At 57.7% G+C, this 22,116-nt stretch carries 11 protein-coding genes; 8 read left to right on the forward strand and 3 right to left on the reverse strand.

What is annotated here, in order from left to right:
* Positions 1 to 3: 3 nt before the first annotated feature.
* The 8 genes from ACKC9G_RS09440 (at position 4) to ACKC9G_RS09475 (ending at position 20,133) form a co-directional block, all read left to right on the forward strand.
* Entirely contained in the window at positions 4 to 2,982 is a 2,979-nt protein-coding gene (locus tag ACKC9G_RS09440) for a hypothetical protein (RefSeq protein ID WP_411404700.1), read from the forward strand.
* Positions 2,983 to 3,026: 44 nt separating this feature from the next.
* Complete coding sequence (locus ACKC9G_RS09445; protein ID WP_411404701.1) at positions 3,027 to 6,131, forward strand: hypothetical protein; 3,105 nt, start codon at positions 3,027 to 3,029, stop codon at positions 6,129 to 6,131.
* Between the two features lie 87 nt (positions 6,132 to 6,218).
* Entirely contained in the window at positions 6,219 to 9,347 is a 3,129-nt protein-coding gene (locus tag ACKC9G_RS09450; RefSeq protein WP_411404702.1) for a hypothetical protein, read from the forward strand.
* Between the two features lie 163 nt (positions 9,348 to 9,510).
* Entirely contained in the window at positions 9,511 to 12,519 is a 3,009-nt protein-coding gene (locus tag ACKC9G_RS09455; protein ID WP_411404703.1) for a hypothetical protein, read from the forward strand.
* A gap of 120 nt (positions 12,520 to 12,639) precedes the next feature.
* The gene (locus tag ACKC9G_RS09460) at positions 12,640 to 15,606 is read left to right on the forward strand and encodes a hypothetical protein (RefSeq protein WP_411404704.1); all 2,967 of its coding nucleotides are present in this window, start codon (positions 12,640 to 12,642) and stop codon (positions 15,604 to 15,606) included.
* A gap of 31 nt (positions 15,607 to 15,637) precedes the next feature.
* Entirely contained in the window at positions 15,638 to 18,670 is a 3,033-nt protein-coding gene (locus ACKC9G_RS09465) for a hypothetical protein (RefSeq protein WP_411404705.1), read from the forward strand.
* 230 nt (positions 18,671 to 18,900) lie between these two features.
* Positions 18,901 to 19,899 carry an acyltransferase gene (locus ACKC9G_RS09470; RefSeq protein WP_411404706.1) on the forward strand — a complete coding sequence of 333 codons (999 nt, stop codon included), beginning with the start codon at positions 18,901 to 18,903 and terminating at the stop codon, positions 19,897 to 19,899.
* 90 nt (positions 19,900 to 19,989) lie between these two features.
* Complete coding sequence (locus tag ACKC9G_RS09475; RefSeq protein ID WP_411404707.1) at positions 19,990 to 20,133, forward strand: hypothetical protein; 144 nt, start codon at positions 19,990 to 19,992, stop codon at positions 20,131 to 20,133.
* A gap of 68 nt (positions 20,134 to 20,201) precedes the next feature.
* On the opposite strand, the gene ACKC9G_RS09480 is transcribed toward ACKC9G_RS09475, so the two are convergent.
* The 3 genes from ACKC9G_RS09480 to ACKC9G_RS09490 form a co-directional block, all read right to left on the reverse strand.
* A complete protein-coding gene (locus tag ACKC9G_RS09480) occupies positions 20,202 to 20,534 on the reverse strand; it encodes a DMT family transporter (protein WP_411404708.1) in 333 nt (110 codons plus the stop codon).
* Between the two features lie 192 nt (positions 20,535 to 20,726).
* The gene (locus tag ACKC9G_RS09485) at positions 20,727 to 21,764 is read right to left on the reverse strand and encodes a hypothetical protein (protein WP_411404709.1); all 1,038 of its coding nucleotides are present in this window, start codon (positions 21,762 to 21,764) and stop codon (positions 20,727 to 20,729) included.
* A 173-nt stretch (positions 21,765 to 21,937) separates the two neighbouring features.
* Positions 21,938 to 22,096, reverse strand: a complete 159-nt coding sequence (locus ACKC9G_RS09490; RefSeq protein WP_411404710.1) for a hypothetical protein — start codon at positions 22,094 to 22,096, stop codon at positions 21,938 to 21,940.
* Positions 22,097 to 22,116 lie beyond the last annotated feature (20 nt).

Consider the following 22,116-nt stretch of genomic DNA (forward strand, 5'->3'; position numbering starts at 1 on the left):
GCCATGTTTAGAAATACGCCACTGACGCAACGCTCCCACAGCCTGGCACCCCACGACCGGGTGCCGATGGCAGAGGACTCGAAAAAGAAACATAAGGACGATCTGGCGCTGATCAAAAAACAGGGCCAGCTCACCGCGCGTCTGGAAACCCTGGGCTCCCAGGTACAGCAGCCGGAAAGTCTGAATCTTGAGCAGAGCCTGCATCAGTCACTGGAGCGGCAATGGCGTCATGATCGCGGTGTGCAGCAGGACTGGCTGATGACCTCCTCTTTCGCCAAGAAACGCCGCAACGACTTGCTGAGTATCAGTGGCGGCCACCGCGCAGCAGGCCAGTACGGTCTTTCCATCGCTTCCGCCCAGGCGCTGAAGCGGGAAATTAACCGCAATATGAAGATTTCCAACTCGGCGGACTCCGACTACCAGCGCGATGCGCCTTCGCAGGGGTTTCTGCAGCGCTGCAAGGACATTTACCTCGCCAAAGGCGGCAAGCCAGACACGCCGGTGCTGTTCGTGAACTCAGGCTACGGCGCGGCACGCATTCTGACGCAGATGTCCTCCCGCTATCTCGACAAGGGCAGTCTTGAGAGCCACCTGAGCAAGCATCTGCAGGAGCTGCAACCCGGCCTCTTTGCCCTGACCTTTGATTCCGAGCGCGCCCTGAAAGAGGCGACCAGCCTGTCCTACACCAACGGCTCGACGCCCTCGTCCTACACCGCCATGTCGCGTCTTTACCCGGCGCGCGGCAAGATTATCGACAACCCGAAGGTGGATAATCTCAAGCTGATCAGTGCCATTCGCGGCACCCCCGGTGACAGCGTCATCGAGCGCCTGCGGGACATGCCGCCGGATCATGCCCTCGCCGCCATGAGCAACACCGCCGCGTCCCTGATCGAAAGCCTGCTGGATGTGCTGGCGAAAAAAGGCGTGGATGTGGAAGAGAAGCACAACCCCTTGCTGCGCGAAGGTCTGGAAGGCTTGCATAACATCGCCGATATTTTGCCCAGCCTGACCCATGACAGCACCAAGTTCACCAACGGCTATCAGGCCCTGATGGAAGAGCTACAGATCTGTATTGCCGCCGCTGACCCCTACGATCTGGGGGATTTTCGCAAGGCTGCAAGCAAGATGCTGGCCGCCGACAAGCTGCCGCCCTCGATTCCCCGGCCAAAGATGCACCTGATGACCTCAGGCATGGGTTCGCTGTCCATGGCCCACGATCTGGCCGCCATCATGACCGGCAACCCCAATGTCGAGAAAGCCTATACCCGCCGCCACGGCGAGACGCCGGTGTATTTCGAGGTCAATCACATCCGCGAAGCCAACAATATCCGCTCCAAGGATGCCGATACCCTGTTCGCCACCCTGAACCACTCTCTGCCCGGCGGCACCGGTCAGCATCAGCAGGGCTGGAACGTGGACTCGGTGATTGCCGCCACCGACAAGCGCCTCGACCAGATGGACCGCAGTGATCCGCCGCTGGTGCTGATTCTGGATGCCACCGTCGAGAAGCGTGGCGATATGGAAAAACTCATGAGCCACTTCGCCCGGGATATCGAAAAGGGCGACCTGCGCATGGTCATCTGCAAGAGCTATCAGAAGTACGCCAACCTCTGTTCCGCCAAGGTGATGGCCGGTGGCATTGCCATTGTTTCCAAGGAAGGCAAAACCCTCGACAAGGCCCAGGACCACCTGCGCAACATCGAGAAGCAGATCGGCTGGATCAATAACGATGAGGTGCCGCTGCTGGTACACATGCTCAACAACCGTGAGCAGGAATTCCAGCTGCTGGACCATGCGGTCGCCAATACCAACTTTGTCGCCGATACCTTTTTCAACGGCCAGAACGGCCACGCGACCCTCGACAGTTTCGAGCGCCACGTGCCCTTCAGCCTGCACCGTGAAGGCAAGGAGCGTAACCACCGCTTTGATTTCCATCTCGGTGAGAAAGACGATCACGTGAATTACCAGCGCACGGGCCATCTGCCCAAGGACACCATTCGCGGCCGCGACAGCTTTGCCTTCGCCAATACCACCACCGTCAATATTCCCATGGGCAATCATGAGAAAGGCACGCGCCTGTCTTACGGCCACGAAAGCCAGGCCGAGCTGACCGAACGCTTCTATATGCCAAGCCTGCTGATGCACGAGCAGGGCAGCCGCTGGAGCCCACGCCAGGGCGCGCAGCTGGTACAGCAACTGGTCGATAACGCCCTGCGCGGTGTGAAAGTCCCGCCCACGGCAACACTGGCGCAGAAGCTTCAGGCCATTTACCAGCGTGAAATTCCGCCCATGCCGGATGAGGTGCGTCTGAACGGCAGCGCCGAGCAGCAGCGCCACTGGCGCGAGCGCGATGGCAACTTCAGCAAGACCCTGTGTGAAGTGGCCTCGGTGCTGATTCACCAGTCCGAGCAGATTCGCCGCTCCACCGACTTTAAGGACTGTAGCGGCGGCCCGGACCGGGATGTGCTCGATAACCTGCTGGAGCAGGTGATTCAGTCCGGCATGCCCGGCATTTCCTTCGCCGGCCGCGCCAATATCCTGGCGTTGCAAACCCACTTCTGTCTGGCGGACATGCAAAACCCGGATTCGCCGGAAGCGGCCCGCGCCACGCAGCGACTGGTCTCTGCCGCCCAGCGTTTTCCCAACATGCCGATGAATGCCAGCTACCTGCGGGATATTCCCGACAAGATTTTCGAGAACGCCACCGACCGTGAAAAAGCCCAGATGCTGCGGACCTTCTTCACGCCACTGGACTCCAAATCACGCCTCGGCATGATCGATTACCTGATCGACTACAAGCAGCTGAAAAAGGCCGAGGCCTGTATCGAGTATTACGAGCACAACCTCAGCGATGCGCCACTGGAGGCCGCCAACTATCTGCCCGGCTACGGTAAACCCGGCACCGGCCCACGGCCCATGACCGATGCGCAGGTGGAACGTTTGCGCGGTGACCTGATGCGCCAGCGTCTGGACCTGCGTTAAGCGCAGGCTTAGGGCACGCAAGAGAATACGAAAGAGACAAAGACATGATTGATCACCTGCGCCGCAGCGCTTCCTTTTCCCAGCTCAACCTGCACGCCACCGCAACGCAGGAGAAAGCAACGGACACCCCGCCCCGCCGTCCCCAGGATGACGAGTCACTGGTGCGTGAGCGCCAGCAACTGGAAGCGCGTTTTGCTCAGGTGGCACTGCCCGGACAGGCCCAGCCCCTGACCGCACGACTGCGCCAGCTGATGGAGCAGCACCGCCGTCATGATCGGGCCTGGCAGCAGGACTGGGTGGGCAGCCAGTCCCACTCCAATGCGCGTCGTGAACATCTGCAGAGTCTGCCGGGCGGCCACCGTCTGGCGGCGCAATACGGTTTTACCTTTGCGCTGGCCGATACCAATGACAGCTGGCGCACCCAGCACTCGCTGGAGATCAAGCACCCGACGGATTCCCACTATCTGCGGGATATGCCCTCGCGGGACTTTACCGAGAAGTGCAAGCAGCTCTACAAAAAGCAGGTGCCCTACAGCATCAACTCACCGATGTTTGTGAACAGCCGCGCCACGGCGCTGCAGATTCTGGAACAGATGCCCATGACGCAACTGATGGGCAAGAGCACCGATGAGCACATGGCGAATCACTGTAGAGAGCTGGCACCCGGCGTCTTCGCGCTGGAGTTTGACTATGACTCCATCGCCGCCAAGGCCGAGAAGCAGTCGATCCATATGGGCGGCACCCCCTCGGCCTATCAGGTACTCGCGGCGCTGCAGCCAGAAGGCAAGCCCTGGGCTGCCGACCCCGGTATTGATAACACCTCGACCCTGAATCGCCTGCGGGGTCTGACTGCGACCGCCCCCGGCGCAGCAGCCACCGTAAACAGCACTGCGGCCATCAGCCATAGCCTTAGGCAGATTCCGGCCAATCATGGACTGGCCGCCATGGGCCATACCGCCGCTGCGCTGATGGATACCCTGCTCAGTCAGTTGGCTAACACACCGCTGAGCGAGCACCAGCAACATGACCCGCTGCTGGCCGAAGGCCTGAAAGGGCTGGAAGCCATCGCCGGCACCCTGCCGACCCTGACCCATGACTCCCAGCGCTTCAGCACCGGCTATCGTGCCCTGATGGAAGAGCTGCACCTGTGTCTGGCCGCCAGCAAGCCTTATAGCCTGGAGGATTTTCGTGCAGCCTCCCGCGCCCTGCTGGCCCCTCAGGCCTTACCCGCCAGTGTGCCCCAGCCGCAGATGCATCTGATGACCTCCGGCATGGGTGCCCTCAATGCCGGGCTTGAGCTGGCCTGCCAGCTGACCGGCAGCAGCGAGATCAAGGATCTGGAGAGCGAGGCCACCGGCTTGACCCCGACCTACTATGAAATGAAATACCTGCGGGAAAATGCCGAGATCAGTAACAAGGGCCAGAATGCCTTCTTTGCCTCTCTCAATCACAGCTTGCCGGGTGGCCTTGGCGGCACGCCGCAGGGCTGGAATGTGAACTCCGTCATCAGCGCGCTGGATCATCAGCTCAAGGCGCGAACGGATACCGGCAAGCCTGCCGTGCTGGTTTTGGATGCCACCGTTGAGAAGCGCGATGACATGCAAAAGCTGATGTCTCACTTCGCCCCGAAGATCGCCAGTGGCGAGCTGCGCATGGTGGTGTGCAAGAGCTATCAGAAGTACGCCAACCTCAGCGCTGCCAAAGTGATGGCCGGTGGTATCGGGCTGGTCAGTGTCGAGGATGAGGCCGGTAAGCGCGGCCAGCAGTCCCTGAACGAGCTGGAAGCCGATATCAACTGGATGCAGAACGACGAATCCCAGCTGATGGTGCACATGCTCAGGCACCGCGACCGGGAAATGGCGATGCTGGATCAGGCGGTCGCTAACTCCGAGCGCATCAACCAGCGCTTTTTCCACGGCGAGGAAGGTCACGCCACGCTGGAAGCCAAGGATGCCCACCTGCCCTTTATCGGCTTTGATGCCAGAAGCGGCAGCCGCCACACCTTTACCCATTCCCTTGGCCGCTCGCCGGAAAACTACAGCCGCTCGCGCACCAGCCAGCTGCCGATGGATCAGATTGTCAGCCGCGACAGCTTTGGGTTCTCCAACACCACCTTAGCCTTTATTCCCATGACCGGCGGCGGCAAAAGCTGCCGTATTTCCGTGGGGCACGACACGCCAGCGGAAATGACCGAACGTTTCTGGATGGCCAGCCGCCTGATGCACAGCGACGGCAGCCAGTGGGATATCGGCAAGGCCGATGCCCTGATCCGCGATATGGTGAAGGAAGCCCTGCCGGTGAATGCGCCGCCCAATCAGAGTCTGGCGCAGAAGCTGGCGCTGATTGCCAAGAGCGAACAACCGAAAATCAGTGATGCCGATCGCCTGACGACCGACCCCCTGATCCTGCGCCAGCAGCAGGAGGCCCAACAGCCGACCGACCTGACCATCAGCAAGATCGCCTCGGTAATGCTGCACCTCTCCAACCAGATTCTGGAGCACGCCAGCATGACCCGTCTGCGTGGCGGCGTTGACCGTCCGGTGATGGATGCCCTGCTGGATGCCATGATCGATTCGGGCATGCCGGGGGTCTCCCAGGCAACGCGATCCTCCATCCTGCAGCTCAAGGCACGGCTGTGTGAATCGGACATGTGGGGCAAGCTCGATAACCCCCGCACCTTCGAGGCGCTGCAGGATCTGACCGATGCCGTTAGGCGTATGCCGGGCGTACCCATCAGCAGTGATTATCTGGAACGCATCCCGGATGAACTTTTCGCCAAGGCCAGCCACTCACAGCAGCAGGACATACTTGATGAGCTCTTTAATCCGCTGGACAGCGAGAGCCGCTCGGCGATGATTCATCGCATTCTTGATTCCTATGACCTGCACAAGTCAGCGGCCTGCATCAAGCGTCTGGAGCAGCAACTCGACCGTTTCCCCGGCAAGGACAGCCAACTGCTGGAACCCGCCAATCTGTCGCGCCCCACGGGCGGACCGGATCGCGGCCCGCAGACCTTACAGGCGGCCACCGAACAGGCCCTGAAAGAGCGGCTGCTCAAGCAGCGCACCGAGTGGAAAAAAGAGAAAGGCGACCTCGACAGTCGCAGCCCCTCGAGGGCGGGCGACAGTGATGCCATGTCGATTGACTGATCGGCAGGCAACACCTGCATCGCCCGATGCCGCACTCGCTAGTGACCCAACAGTGAACAGCACCACCCATTAATCACCGGAAGCCCCATGATCAGATCGCTGACCCATTTCCACTCCAGCCCCAATCTGGCGCTGGATGCAGAACGCGCCCGCGAACATCAGGCCGCCACGCCGGCTACCGCCCGTGACGACAGCGCTATCGGCGAGCAGCGTTTGCACCTGCAGGACCGTCTGCATGTGCTGACCCAGCAGGCGCAGCGCCATGGCGGGGCACAACCGCTGCGTCAGCAACTGCATCAGGAACTGGACCGCCTCTGGCGCTTCGAGCGTACCGGCCGTCAGGACTGGGCCTCGGAAACCCCCTATGCCCAGAAACGCCGCTCCGAACTGAGCAGCATCCCCGGTGCCGAGCATATCGCCGCCCAGTATGGTCTGAGCTTTGCCAAACCCCAGCAGCATGAGCCGGAGCTGCAGCGCCATCCGCGCATGGATAACCCCGGCGACTCCTTCTATCAGCGTGATAACACCGCGGAAAGCGTGACGCAGCGCATGGAGTTTCTCTATCGCCAGAAGCACGGCAAAACCCACTACCCGCTGCTGTTTGTGAATTCGCCCTATGTGGCCGAGAAGATTCTTGGCCATCTGGAAGGCTCCCGTCATATTCAGGGCGGCGATGTGGAGCAGCACCTGCAACAGCATCTCAAGCCCCTGCAACCCGGCGTTTATGCCCTGGAAATGCTGTCCGACACCGCCAAAGAACATGCCGAACCGCTGGCCCATATTTACGGCGCGACCCCCAGCTCCTATGCGGTGATGAACGGCATGCAGGGGCCGCTCAAGGCCATCAGCTACGATGCCCGCATTAATAACGGCACGCTCCTCAGCGCCCTGCGCGGCAATAACGATGGCAGCAGTATCGTCGCGCGGCTGCGGGCAATTCCGGAGGATCACGGCGCCAAGGCCATGGCCGATACCGCCGCCAGCCTGATCGAGACTTTCCTGCAGACGGTCGCCAGCACCGGCCTCACCGAGCAGGATCGCCATAACCCGATTCTCGCCAATGGCTTGAAAGCCCTGCACGCGGTGGCCGACAGCCTGCCAAGCCTGAGCCATGACTCAAACCGCTTTAGCAGCGGCTATCAGGCCATGTTTGAAGAACTGCAGGTCTGCCTGAGTGCGCTGCAGCCTTATGATCTCGATGATTTTCGCGCCGCGGCCAGCCAGATGATGGCCCCGGCACAGCTGCCCGCGCATGTGCGCCAGCCCAGTGTGCACCTGATGAGTTCGGGCATGGCCTCGCTGGCGCTGGCCCATGATATTGCCGACACCCTGACCGGCAGCAACCGCGTTGAACTCCTGACCCACCCCAAGCATGGCCAGACCCCGCTTTACTTTGAGGTTAAGGATGTCCGTCATTTCAATCAGGTCGAGGAGTATCAGGCCCCCACCCTGTTCGCCACCCTCAACCACAGTCAGCCCGGCGGGCTGGATTCCCACAAGAAAGGCTGGAATGTCGACTCCATCATTGAAGCCATGCAGGAGCGGCTGGCCCAACATCCGCAAGGCCCTCATGCCGACAAGCCGCTGGTACTGATGCTGGATGCGACCCTGGAGCAGCGCGAGGACATGCCCAGGCTCATGCACGCTCTGGGCGGTGCCATTGGTGAAGGCAAACTGCGGGTACTGGTGGCCAAGAGCTATCAGAAGTACGCCAACCTCGGTTCAGCCAAGGTGATGGCCGGTTCACTGGCGATGGTATCCGTGCCGGATCAGGCCGCCCGCGAAGCCCATGAGGAAATGTCGGAAGCGGCCGGGAGTTACAACGGCCATCAGGGCAATGACTTCCAGCTACTGACCCACATGCTGAAAAACCGCGAGCAGGAATTCGACCTGCTGGAGCAGGCCTGCGCCAACGCCAATTTTGTCGCCGATAACTTCTTCACCGGGCTTGATGGCCATGCCACCATCGACCGCCATGAACCGCAACTGCCGTTTCTGGCCTTTAACGAGAACGAGCACGAGACCTTCAAGTTCAGTATTGGTCTGGGCCTGAGTAACTATTCGGCCCAGCTCAAGCGCAGCGATCACATGCCGCAGGAGCTGATTCGCGGTCGCGACAGCTTTGGTTTTAATGAGTCGACGGTGTCCTATATTCCCCTGTCGCCCGACACCAACGAGCAGTCTGCGCGCATTTCCTTCGGCCAGGAAAGTCAGGCCGAACTGACCGAACGCTTCTTTATGCCCAGCCGCCTGATGCAGGCCAAGGGCAGCCAGTGGAGCGTGGCCATGGCCAGGAATTACTTCAATGAACTGCTGAACAGCCAGCTGCGCTCCACCCCGCTACCACCGCAGGCGACCCTGACCCAGAAGATTGCCGCCGTGGCCGAGCAGAACGATCCCAAGCCACCGATGACCGTCAGCCTCTCTGCGCGCCCGGCACAACAACGCCAGATGCACCAGACCGCCGGCGAGTTCAGGCTTGGCATCAACCAGCTGGCCTCGGTGCTGATTCATCTGGGGTCACTGGTGATGAGTGCGACCGACTCGGAAGACGCTGATACCGGCGCGGATAAAGACACTCTTAATCAGCTGGTCGATGCCATGATTCACTCCGGCATGAAGGGTGTTTCCAGCACCGGCCGGGCGCACATCATGGCGCTGCGCTTCCACCTCTCCAACGGTGAGATGAGCTCGACCCGCATGCCGCTGCAGCAAAAGGGGCTGGAGAGTCTGGTCAGCGCCATGATGCGCCAGCCAGGAACGCCTTCCCATGCCGCGATGCTGCTGGAAATTCCCGACGATGTTTTCACGGCGGCCTCGACCCAGATGCAGGATCAGATCACCGAAGGGCTGTTTTTGGCCCTGGACAACCTGACGCGTCTGGCCCTGATCAAACAGATGATGAGCAACGGCCAGCTGGACAAGGTCGATCATTGCCTGAAAGCCATGGAACGCAGCCTCGACCGCCAGCCACCGCTGTCGGCCCAGACCCTGCAACCCAATCTGCAGCGTAAAGGCGTGCTGGCCACCAGCGGCCCGCTGGAAATGGCCCATCTGCAAAGCCAGCTGGCACGCCACAAGGTCGAACTCAGCGAGTCTTACGACATGATGGCGCAGATGGATGGGCTGGAGCTGGACATCAGCGATGAAGATTTCAGTGATGAGGATTTAAGCGAAGAGATGGAAGTCGACTCTGACGACATGGACCTGACCTGATTCGCCCCGTCACCCCTGACGACCCAAAGCGGTACGCCCGCCATGCGCACCGCTGACAGGAATGAACCCGCCGCTGCCCGCCCCTGAGCCACCCTCTCAGACGCGCGCCGCGGTATGACCGATTACGCTGTTCGGCTGCTTGCAGCCACCAAGGAAAACCGCCATGCCTTCACTGATTTCCGGACTGGATCTTGCCCGTCTTCGCCACCTTGATCATGCCCATGAGGCACAACCTGCCGATCAGGCCGACGGTGCCCGGCGCTCACATCCGGCCCCTGCGGGAACCCTTGAAGCCCTGGAGCAGCGGCTGGAGACATTACGTCAGAGCACCTCGGATGCAGGTTTACTGCAACATGCCCTGAACGGTTATGTGCAGCATCATCAGCGTTTTAACCGCCAGCTGGTGCAGGACTGGACGTCCGCGCCCTACATTCAGCGCCGTCGCAAGGAATACGCCGGCATTCCCGGTGGCCAGACGATCAGCAGCCAGTTTGGCCTGAGCCAGTCGATGAACTTTCAAAGCCGCCAGACCTCTGAGTGGCGCCAGCTGCGGATGGATCATCCGGCCAACACCCTCTACAACCGTGCATCGGTACGCGGCGGTCTGCGTGACCAGTGCCTTGAGCGCTACAAGGAACGCGGCGGCAATCCTGCGGACCCGGTGGTGTTCGTCAACAGCGCCTACATGGCCGATCGGATCGTGCAAAGCGCCCGCGCCGCGACACGCCTGCCCCTGACCGATGCCCGGGCTCAGCAGCTCAATCCGGGGCTGATTGCCCTGCATCTGCCGGACCCACGGGCGATTCAGGCGGCGGAAAAGTTTATCCCGCTGTTTGGCGCGACGCCGTCAGCCTATGCGGTGATGCAACCGACGCAGCCCACCAGTGCCCGGCAGATGCATGGCCGCGCTGATGCCGTGGAGATGCTAAGTCAGCTCAAGGGCATAACGAAGGATAATGTCTTCGAGCTCCCGGAGGATAATGTCTGCCAGCGCCTGCGTAATCTGCCGATGGACCACAGCCATGCGGCCCTGAGCAATACCGCCGCCGAACTGATTGAGCAGCTGATCAGCGATTTTGAAGACAGCGCCAAGGCCGAAGAGCATAAGCATGATCCGCTGCTGCACATGGGCCTGCAGGGACTGCGACTGGCGGCTGAAGCCATGTCCACTGAGCACAACGACAGCCACAGTTTTGCCAACGCCTATCAGCTGCTGACCGAAGAGCTGCAGGTGTGCCTGAGTGCCACCCGCCCCTATTCCATTGAGGACTTCCATGACCGCGCCAATGATGCGATCCGGCATGCGCCCCTGCCTGCCAGTATCCGCGAGCCGCAGAGCTTTCTGACCAGCTCCGGTATGGCCGCCATCACCCAGAGCGTGCGTAGCGCCGGTGAAGCCATTGGCAGTCCGGGCGTTAACTACCTGCGTACCGCCGCCGGTGAACAAACGCCGATCTACTATGAACTCGCGCCGCTGCGCCATAACCCCAATGGCCGCGTGCTGTTTGCCACCCTGAACCAGAGCCTGCCCGGTCGCGAGGGGGTTCACAAACCCGGCTGGAATGTTCGCGATGTCGTCGATGCGGTGCAACACCAGCTGGTCTCAACCGGCGCCAGTCCGGCTCAGCCGCAGGTGTTGATCCTCGATTCCACCATTGAGCATCAGGATGACCTGCCGCAGCTGTTCAAAGCCCTGGCCCCGGCGCTGGAGAATGGCTCCCTGCGTCTGATCCTCAACAAGAGCTATCAGAAATACGCCAACCTCTGCAGCGCCAAGGTCATGGCCGGCGGCATCACCCTGATCAGCCCGGAGGATGAGGTCGGCCAGAAAATGGCGGCCAGTCTTAACCAGCATGAACAGGCGCTGGACTGGATGTCCGGTCCGGATGCGCAACTGATGACCCATTTCCTCGGCTGCCATGAGCAGGAATACGCCCTGCTGGAGCAGGCGGTGGATAACGCCAACTTTGTCCGCGAGGAGTGCTTCCACGGCAAGGATGGCCACGCCAGCTTCCTCGCCCATGATGATCACCTGCCCTTTGCCACCTTTTACTCCGAGAGCATGGGCACCGAGAGCAAGCACTTTATTGATGTCGAGATTGGCTACGGCGAAGGTTATGGCACTGCCGATGACACCACCAAAGAAGGTCGTACGGTGCTCGACCAGCTACCGGATGCCCGCACGTCCCTGCGTGGCAGCTTCGGTTTTGCCAACACCACCTACGGCAACCTCACCGGCGCGGATGAATCCCGTCAGGAAATCCGCCTGAGTTTTGGTCAGGAGACCAAGCCCGAGCTGATGGAAGCCTTCTTTATGCCTAGCCGCCTGATGCATGAAGGCGGCAGCCAGTGGAGCGTCAATGAGGCTGAAAAGCTCATCCACTCGCTGGTCAATGAGGCCCTGAAAGAGCACCCCATGCCCGGCCAGCCGCGCGCCTCACTGGCCGACAAGCTGCGTCATATTGCCCGGACCGAACAGCCCAGCCTCAATACCCGCGCCTCGGCCCAGGCGCCGCTGGAACAGCTAAGCCAGACCCACACCACCGATGGCTCCCGGCAGAAGTACACCATCAACAAGGTGGCCTCGGTGCTCTGCCATCTGTCGGAGTTCATTACCGCCAACGCCGACCTGATCGACCGTCCGGCCGTCGGCCGTGACCGCGAGGCGCTGGAAGGCTTGCTGCGCGGCATGATTGACTCAGGCATGCCGGGCGTTACCGGCCCCGGTCGCCAGAGCATTCTGAACCTGCACAGCGAGCTGCAAATCAGCGACCTGCACCACGGCAGTGGCGAGCAGACCGGCGAGATCTTCCGCAACTGGATGGATGAGCTGGAACGTTTCCCCAACACCCCGGTGAAATATCAGGCCCTGACCCGCCTGCCGCTGTTCCTGATGGATGAACTGGAACCCCGCGATCAGGAGCGTTTCCGTCACTTTGTCCTCAACAATCTGGACCACGACACCCGCCTGCAAATGATCGAAGGACTGATCGGCAATGAGTATTACAGCCTCGCCAGCACCCTGCTGAAAGGAGAGGAGGAATACATTGCCACCGCCAACAGGGACAAGAGCAGTCTGGCGTCCATGCAGCAGCACCAGCTGGAGCGACAGTCCCTGCGCGCGGTGATGCTGCGCCAGCAAATCAATGACAACCAGATGAACGACGAATAACGCCGCACAGATCTGCGCCGCTATCAGGCGTATAATGCGGCGCGCCCGTTATGGGCATGTCATTGAATATTCATGTTTTTTGGGCAACCAGGACGGTTGCCTTGCAGGCGGGAGAATCTGATGCCCTCATCCATTGGCGCACATCCGGGACTGTCACGGGCGACCACCATCAACAGTCTGGATCTGGCGGGCCACGACGCCAACGACACGCCTGCAACAGCTCCGCGCACCGTCGACCCCGGCACCCTGGCAGCGCTGGAGCAGCGGTTGGAACGGCTTCGTCAGCAGCCGGTGAAAGCGAACAGTGTGCAGCATCACCTGATCCGCTATCTGAACCATTACACCCGCCATCGCACCATGATTCACCGCGACTGGATTCACGATACCGCCTTTGGCCTGGCCCGGCGCAGCGAGCTTAAATCCGTGTCCGGCGGCGGCCCGGTGTCGGCCCAGTATGGCATTACCCTCGCCACCACCTATGCCTCCAATAATGCCCACACCCTGCGAATGATGCGGCTCAACCACCCCATTGAGGCCGGTTATCTGCGCGCCTATGGCGAAGAGTATCTGGAGCAGCAATGCCACAAGCTCTATGAAGCCAAGGGCGGCAACGCCGATGACCCGGTGGTGTTTGTCCATCGCCGCGGCGCCGTACCGCGCCTGCTCAAGGCGGTGGTGAGTGACCATGAGGCGCACAAGGTCAAAACTCAGGAAGTCGCAGCGGGAGTGTTTGCCGTGCTGCTGCCCAGCGCAGAGTATGTCGAATCCGCTGAAGACTGGCTGTGCAGCACCGGCAGCCGCCCTTCGCCCTCGCGCATCATGGCTGCCACGGCGGATGAAAATCCGGCGCCGCCTTCCGGCCCCATCGACAATATGGGCCTGTTCCAGCGTTTACTCGGCAAGGACTCCAACGACATCCGCACCCGCCTGCGTGATCTGCCGAAGGATCATGGTCACGCGGCCGTCAGCCGCACGGCGGCGGCGTTGCTTGAGCAGTTTTTGCAGGTGGGCAAAACCCGCCTGCGCCCTGAACATCAGCATGACCGTCTGCTGCACAAGGGCCTGTCGGGCCTGAACATTTTCAGCGAACAGATGACCACGCAGCACAGCGACAGCATGGCCTTCAGCAATGCCTTTCAGGTGTTTTGCGAGGAGCTGCAGGTGGCACTGGTGGCCGCAGGATTTTATGACCTCCGCGATTTTCGTACCGCTGCCTCGGCCATGCTGCAGAGCAAGAAGCTGCCACCCAGTGTGCCCACCCCGGCGATGTTTCTGGCGTCCTCGGGCCTGGGCGCCCTGCATGAAGCGCTGCACACCGCCGAGAAAATGACCGGCTACAATACCGTCAATCTGCTATGCACCCCTGAAGGCGATAAAACCCCGGTGTACTACGAGCTGAGTGATGAGCTGCGTACCAGCCAGTCCAGCCCGGTCATCTACGCCACCCTCAATCAGAGCCAGCCCGGCCGCCGCGGCGTACATAAACCCGGCTGGGGCGTGGATGATGTGATCTCGGCCCTGCAGCATCACATGGACAAGCACAAGGACTCGCCGGTGACCCAGGTGCTGATTCTGGACTGCACCCTGGAAAAATCAGCGGGGGAAGTCTCGCTCCTGATTGATCATTTTGCCGACGATATCGTGCAGGGACGGCTCAAGATGCTGCCCTGCAAGAGCTACCAGAAATTCGCCAATCTCGGCACCGCCAAGGTGGTGGCCGGTGGCGTCGGGCTGGTTTCCTGCCGTGACACCATGGGTCAGGATGCCAACAAAGCCCTCAGCGCCGCTGAAGCCGATCTCGACGGCATGGGCAATCTCGACAGCCAGCTACTGGTACACATGCTGAATTGCCGTGAGCAGGAGTTTGATCTGCTCGAGCGCGCCGCCAGCAACGCCGCCTTTGTCGATGAGGCTTTCTTCCATGGCAACCACCAGCACGCGCAAAGCCTCGGCCATGATGAGGGTCTGCCCTTTGTCTCGGTGGCGACGGAAAGCCACAGGCTTAAGCAGGTGTTTGCCTTGCATCTGGGGGAAACCTCACAGGACAACAGCGCCAGCCCACGCGGAGCGCGGCATCAGTTAAGCGAGCTGTTCGTGCCCCAGCGCTCAAGCTTCGGTTTTACCCACACCAGCTTTGGCTTTATGGGCCAGGTCGATAAGCTGCGCGATGAGGTACGCATCAGCATCGGTCAGGAAACCCAGGCCGAACTCACCGAAATGTTCTATCAGCCCAGTCGGCTAATGGATGCCGAGAAAGGCTCACGCCTGACCTGCCCACAGGCCCTGCAGGACATGAAGCAGCTGGTGCGGGATGCCCTCAGGCGCCACCCCATGCCGCGCGGCGCCAAAAAGCCGGCGCTCAATGAAGTGCTGATACATATCGCCCGCAAGGAGCAGGAAACCCGACAGGCGCCTGCAGACCAGAGCCTGGATCAGCTCCGGCATCAGAGTGGCCGCGACAGTCAGCGTCCCTTTGCCGAGTCCTTCACCCTTAACAAGCTGGCGTCGATCATGATCCACCTGATTGATCAGGCTGAGCGCCAGTTTGACCTGCTGCTGGAGCCTGCCGGCGGCCCGGACCGCGAGCCGTTGGAAGACATGCTCGATGCCCTGATTTACTCCGGCATGCCCGGAGTCTCGGCACCGGCGCGCAACATCATCGCCGACTATCGCAGCCAGCTGCACCTCAATGACCTGCATTTTGGTGACGATGAGGATCTGCAGGATACCTGTCAGGAATGGCTGACGGATCTGGAACGCCTGCCCGGTATGGCCACGGCGCTGACGTCACCGGCACAGATGCCGGAAGGCGTGTTTGAGCGCCTCGATCTGCAGGATCAGGACCGCATTATCAGGCTTATGACCAGCTCGCTGGATAATGACAGCATCCTCTCCATCATCCGCGACGCCCTGCGTGAACAGCAGCAACTGCCGATGATGGAGCGCCTGATTGAGACCCTGGAGCAGCGTATGGACCGGCGCCAATCGACACCGCGTCAGCAGCAACAGCGTGCTGACATGAACCTGTTACGCCAGCGTCTGCAGGGGTTCCTCAACCCGGCAGGCAAAGACGCGACCTCGCAATAACCTGATAACGCGCTCTGGCGCAGGAGCCCTTATGGTCTCTCGACTCAGTGGACTGGATCTGGCCCGCCACACCCAACAACCCGACCCGCTTGCGGCTGAAGCGGCTGCGGCACGTCCCGCCCGCGAAGCAGACCCGGCCACACTGGAAGCCCTGGAGCAGCGGCTGGCACAGTTGCGGCAACAGCCGCCTAGCCCCCTGGCGCGCAGCATCGAGCAGCACTTTCGCCAGCACCAGCGCTTCAATGAGTCGCTGAGTCAGGACTGGATGCATGAAAGCCCCTTCGTCGATAGCCGCCGCCAGCAGCTAAAAGCCATTGCGGGTGCAGAACATATCGCCGCCCAGTACGGCAGCACGCTGGCGAAAGACCAGACCCGTGACAGCGTCAAAAGCTGGCGCGCCCTGCGGGGCGGCCACCAGACCGACAGCTTCTACACCCGCGCCAACGATGAAGGCGGCATGCACCTGCTGTGCTCCAATCTTTATCGTCGTCAGGGTGGGCGCGGTCGTGATTCCGTCTCCTTCGTCAGTAGTGAAGCCATGGGGCGGCGGGTCGCCAGTTATGCCCAGGCCAAACCCGATGAAGTGCATTACCGCACCCTCGCACCCGGCATTGTCGCGGTGATTTTCGATGACATGATGGCCGGCAACCGCGCGGATCATCAGGTCGATATGCTGGGCGCCCGGCCCTCACCCAATATGGTGACCTCCAGCAGTCTGCGCCCGCCCCGCCCGATTGTTCCCGACTCCGGCATCGACAATGCACCGCTGCTGACGCATCTGCGCGGCAACGCTGCAGAACCCTCGCCCAGCGCCCGTCTGCGTGATATGCCCAAAGACCACGGCCATGCCGCCATGGCAGAAACGGCCGCGCAGCTGCTGGATCAGCTCGTGAGCGTGCTGGATAAGCGCAACGAACTGCACGACCGCCGCAACCCGGTACTGAATGAAGGGCTAAAGGGCCTAACGGCGCTGGCCGAGCAGCTGCCGACCCAGCATCAGGACACGCTGCAGTTCACTAACACCTTCCAGCTCCTGTGCGAGGAATTGCAGGTCTGTCTGGCGGCGATTCGCCCCTACAGCAGTGATGACTTTCACACCCACGCCAGCAAGGCCCTGCACCCGGAACTGCTGCCGCCCAACGTAAAACCACCGGTGATGCACCTGACCTCCTCCGGTATGGCCGCACTGACGTCAGCCTTGGATGTGGCCGTGGAAGCCGAACACAGCGACGGCGTTGAACTGGCGCGCACCGCTGATGGCGACAAATCCCCCGTGTATTTTGAGCTGAGCATCGGCTTTGAAGAGCAGAGCCCGAGCCTGTTCGGAACCCTGAATATCAGCCAGCCCGGCGATGCCACCCGACACAAGCCCGGCTGGGGCGTGAACGAGGTGATCAATGCCATCGACCAGCGCCTGAAGGACGACGGCATCACCTCGGAAAAACCCCTGGTCGTGACGCTGGATGCCACCATCGAGCATCAGGGCGATCTGCCCGCGCTGCTGCGCCATTGTCATGACGACATTGGCAGTGGTCGCCTGAAGCTGCTGATCTGCAAGAGCTACCAGAAATTCTCCAACCTCTGCGCGGCCAAAGTGATGGCCGGTGGCGTCGGGCTGATCACCGCCCCGGATGAGATCGGCCAGAAAATGGAAGCCATGCTCAGTCGCGCCGAGGAAGAACTGAACTGGATGCGCAACCCCGAGAGCCAGCTACTGACCCATATGCTGAGCTGCCGGGAGCAGGAATTTGCCCTGCTGGAGCGGGCCGTCAGCAATGCCAACTTTGTCCGTGAGCATTTCTTCACCGGAGAAAACGGCCATCAGCCGTGCCGCAGCCATGATCCGCATCTGCCTTTTCTGACCTTCAACAACGAAAACGATGCCAGCAAGCACAGCTTTACCCTGAACCTCTCCAGCGCCTCCGGCCATCGTCAGCGCGGCGATGCCCAGCCGCTCTATCGCGATACCCTGCAGCACCTCTCGCCCGGCCTTATTGGCGAGCGCGGCAGCTTCGGCTTTGGCCACATGACCTACGGTTTTCTTGGCAGCGATGAGGATCACGAGGAAGTGCGCCTGAGCTTCGGGCAGGAAACGCAGAATGAACTGACCGAACTCTTCTATTTGCCCAGCCGGCTGATGACGCCCGAGGGCAGCGAGTGGAATTGCGATGAAGCCCTGAAAGAAGTGAACCGGCTGGTCGATGGAGCGCTTAACTCTTCGCCTCTGCCTGCACGTTCACCGGCGGATCTGGCAGCGAAGCTTAACCATATTGCGCGCCAGGAAAACCCGGGGCTGTCGGCCACAGAACACCGCCAGGCCACGCCCGAGCAACTGCATCTGCAGCGTGGCCGTGATAATGCCCCCCAAACCATCAATAAAGTCGCGTCCGTGGTGCTGCACCTGACGGATCGAATTCAGGGGCTGTTAAGCCTGCAACATACGCCCTGTCAGGGGCCGGATCGCCAGAAGATCGACACGCTGCTGGGCGGGCTGATTCGCTCCGGTATGCCGGGGGTGTCTCAGGGCACGCGCCAGCGCATTCTGCGCCTGCAGAGCGAGCTGCATTTCAGTGACATGCTGCACAGCGAACCGGCGAGTCAGCCTGAGCACGCCCGCGCCTGGCTGGATGATCTGGACCGCATGCCTTCACTGGGCAGCAGCCTGGCCCTCGCGCCGCTGATTCCCGACAGCCTCTTTACCCGGCTCAGCCCGCAGGATCAGGAGCGCCTGTGCAAACACCTGCTGGCGCCCTTATCCGACAGCCAGCGCATCACCATGCTTGAGCAAAGCCTCGCCCTCAATAACCAGCTGGCGATGACGACACAACTGCTGGCCACCATGGAGCAACAGCTCGGCCAGCCACGGGTCAACCCGCAGGTTATCTCCTCCCGCGAACCGCCGATTGGCCTGCAAGTGCGCATGCTGCAACAAACCCTCAACATGCGCCTGAACCCGACCAGCTGGAGCGACAGCGCCACGGAGAATGAGCTGTCCGAGGAAAGCGATTTGAGTGATGGCCGCCCACACCACGCGCAGGACAGCGACAGTGACGGGTCGTATTAAGTGAGTAAAGAGTTACTAAGCATATTTGAGGCCACAGGAGCTGACCCTGAATCCCCTTAAGTATTGATGAGGGCTTCGCATATTCAGACTAGGGCGCATAAAGATCAGAAATAAAATCAGTCAACTCTCAATTTATTGCTTTAAACTGGCAAATCACTAAACTATTACTTCAGTCGAAAATTTTAAAAAAAATCATCTAACCTTTCTTTGAAAATGGAATTCAAATATAAATGAATTGGTTAAGCAATGCCCGTATTATTTCAATCATGGCAGTAATCATACTTCATGCAGCGGCAAGTAATGTAACTAGCAATACCATAGGCAGTTTTGACTGGTGGGTTGGTAATTTTTACGACTCGTCAGTGCGATGGTGTGTGCCAATCTTCGTAATGATTAGTGGAGCATTATTACTCGATCCTAGTAAAGATGAGACGTTAAGCGTTTTTTACTTAAAAAGAACATCAAGAATACTAATACCTATTATTTTCTGGAGTATTTTTTACTTGTTACTATTGGCATATAGAAGCTCAATAGATAGTGCGGATAAATTTATTCTTTTCTCCTTGAAAAGGATAATACTAGGCACACCTTATTACCATTTGTGGTTTCTTTATATGATTGCGGGGCTATATATATTTGTGCCTTTTTTTCGAAAGATAACAAAAAACTCTAGTAATAAAGAGATTATTTTTCTTACATTAATACTCTTCGCCGTTTCTATTACAACATTTAGTTATAGTTTTTATAAAGATAGCTACACCCCTTTGGCCGTAAGTCTTTTTATATATTACATTCCTTATTTTTTCCTTGGACATGTTTTAAATAAAAATATAGTAAACATGTGCTTTTCTATCACTGTATTTCTACTAACATTAACAATAGTTTTAACTGCTATAGGTTTTTATCTTGTTGCACAGAATTCAGGGATTAAATTTGGACTCTATTTTTATAGTTATCCGAGTATGACTGTTACAGTGATGTCTTTCCTTGTTTTTATTTTACTCAAGAATATAAAATACAATCTATATTTTCCAGCCACATCAAAATTGACATTAGGAATCTATCTATTACACCCACTATTCCTTGAGTTCATTCAAAATAAATTAGTTAGTCATTTTTCTCTTACACCATTATTTTCAATACCAATAGTTTCAATTATAACTTTCTTATCATCACTAATGTGTGCATATATACTATCTAAGACTCCATTCTTAAGGAAAACAATATAATTGTCTTTGAATTATACATATCACACTTAACGATAAGATTAATTACAGGTCATCTCCTCCCGCGAACCGCCGATTGGCCTGCAAGTGCGCATGCTGCAACAAACCCTCAACATGCGCCTGAACCCGACCAGCTGGAGCGACAGCGCCTCGGAGAATGAGCCATCCGAGGAAGGCGACTTGAGTGATGGCCGCCCGCACCACAGGCAGGACAGCGACAGTGACGGGTCGTATTAAGTGATTACAGAGGAGCCATCGGGCTCCTCTTTTTTAGGAGGTTGAGGGCAGTTTGCTCGCGTGATGGGCTAGTGAACCGACGCCCTGGAAAACAGATTCAGTATCAGCACACCGGCAAGAATGCAGGCCATGCCGACAAAGCCCCACAAGTCGATTTTCTGGCCATACACCAGCCAGGAAATCAGCGTAACCAGCACAATGCCGAGGCCCGCCCATACGGAATAGGCAATCCCGATCGCAATCGTATTCAGCGATAAGGACAGAAAGTAAAACGACATGCCATAACCCAGAAACACCACACAGGTCGGCAGCAGCCGCGTGAACCCCTGGGTCGATTTTAATACCGAGGTCGCAATCACCTCACCTGCGATGGCAATCAGCAGGAGCAGCCAGCCTTTCATACCAGAACACCTCCGAAAAGTGTCCGGCAAGGATAGTCGCCCCACCGCCAAAATAGCAGTCTTGTTTCTTCCTCCGGTTTCTGGGCATAAAAAAACCGCCGAAGCGGTTTTTTATCAATATAAGCATTCAAAATATTCGAATCTCACTGCAAATTTTTCCTATATATTCTTTAAGCTTATTAAGCGAATATATTAGTCAATAAGAAGTGCTTTCTGTTCTGATGTAAAATTCAATAAGTCTGGATACTGAGAAAAGAGATCAGACATAACATTATCGTCAAGAATTCTTTCGTTTATCCTAAGCTTATAAAAACTAAGCTTTTTAAGAAGACTACTTTCGACTATCCTATTTGTATACTTCTTATTGCCGGACATAAATTCTATGATAAAAACTGCAAAAATGCTGAGTAAATCATCCTGATCCAGCTCTAAATTTCCGAAAATTAAAAAATCATTCAATTCATCATTTATGCTATCTTCTAATGCAATTTCAGCAACCATTCTTCTTAGATGAATATTTATAGACAAAACATAATTTAAGTAAGTCTCATAACCATTGAGCTCGGAAAAAGCAATAGAATGCATAGCGTTTATATCTACTTTTCTTCTTGAGCGAAAGCCCCTATAGCCGTGTACTATTTTATTAAAAGCATATGGGGATGATTGTCCTTGACTGCCCACGGGCTCTCCGACTTGGTCATAAATATCATCACCAAACTCATCAACTTCAGCTATAAAGCATGTTGAATTAGCTCGTAATTGCTCTTGCTTAACCGAAGCTATTGCAATGAAATTATCCAACCTTGCTTTCTTATTTGTTATCTCAATATTTTTCTGAGCATGATTTGAAGACTTCATTTCAAGTCGAGTTAACTCTAACTCCCTTTTACTAAATTTATTTTGCTTAGCCGAGTAGAACAAAGAAGCTACTAGCAAAAAAATACTAATAAAAGTTAGAAATGGATTAAGCAAACCACCAACAGCATCACCCAAACTCCCAAAAAGCTCGCGATATTGCCTAGTAAAGTCTGAAGCATCTAATGTAGGAATGAAGCCACCGCCATTATTCGTATACTCAATACCGACCCAGACTAACCAAATGGCTCCAATGATTAATATTGCGACAATACAGGCTGAAGCAACAAACAGAAGCCCACCTAGAATGTTGTCCCAGAAGTCCTCTCTACGGTACTTATCTTCTAGTGCAGTACGCTCTTGCTCAAGATCCATCTAACCCCTAGCTCCCCATCACCAGAAAAAAAGACAGCATAGCTTTCACTACAATGGCTTTCTACTCCTGAGGGTCAGCTAATTAACTGCGCGGCAGATACTGCCCTGCAATGCGGGTAAGCCATTGTAGACTGGCTTCCATTACCGTAAGCAGGCTGTGCGCCGGGATCTGTTCATTCACAAAGCGGGTCAGGTTTTGTGGGTCTTAGGTTAACGGATACCGCTTCAGCAGGGAGCGGCGCTCTCATTCTGGCGATGCTCTGGTGATATTCAGCCAGCAGCGCATCCAGCGTCTTGAGCAGATTAAGATCCAGTAAAGCAAGATCTGGCATGGCGAGGTTCTCCCGTGAGA

Origin of the sequence: Pokkaliibacter sp. CJK22405, from assembly GCF_046614695.1 — a bacterium.
Classification (GTDB): domain Bacteria; phylum Pseudomonadota; class Gammaproteobacteria; order Pseudomonadales; family Balneatricaceae; genus Pokkaliibacter.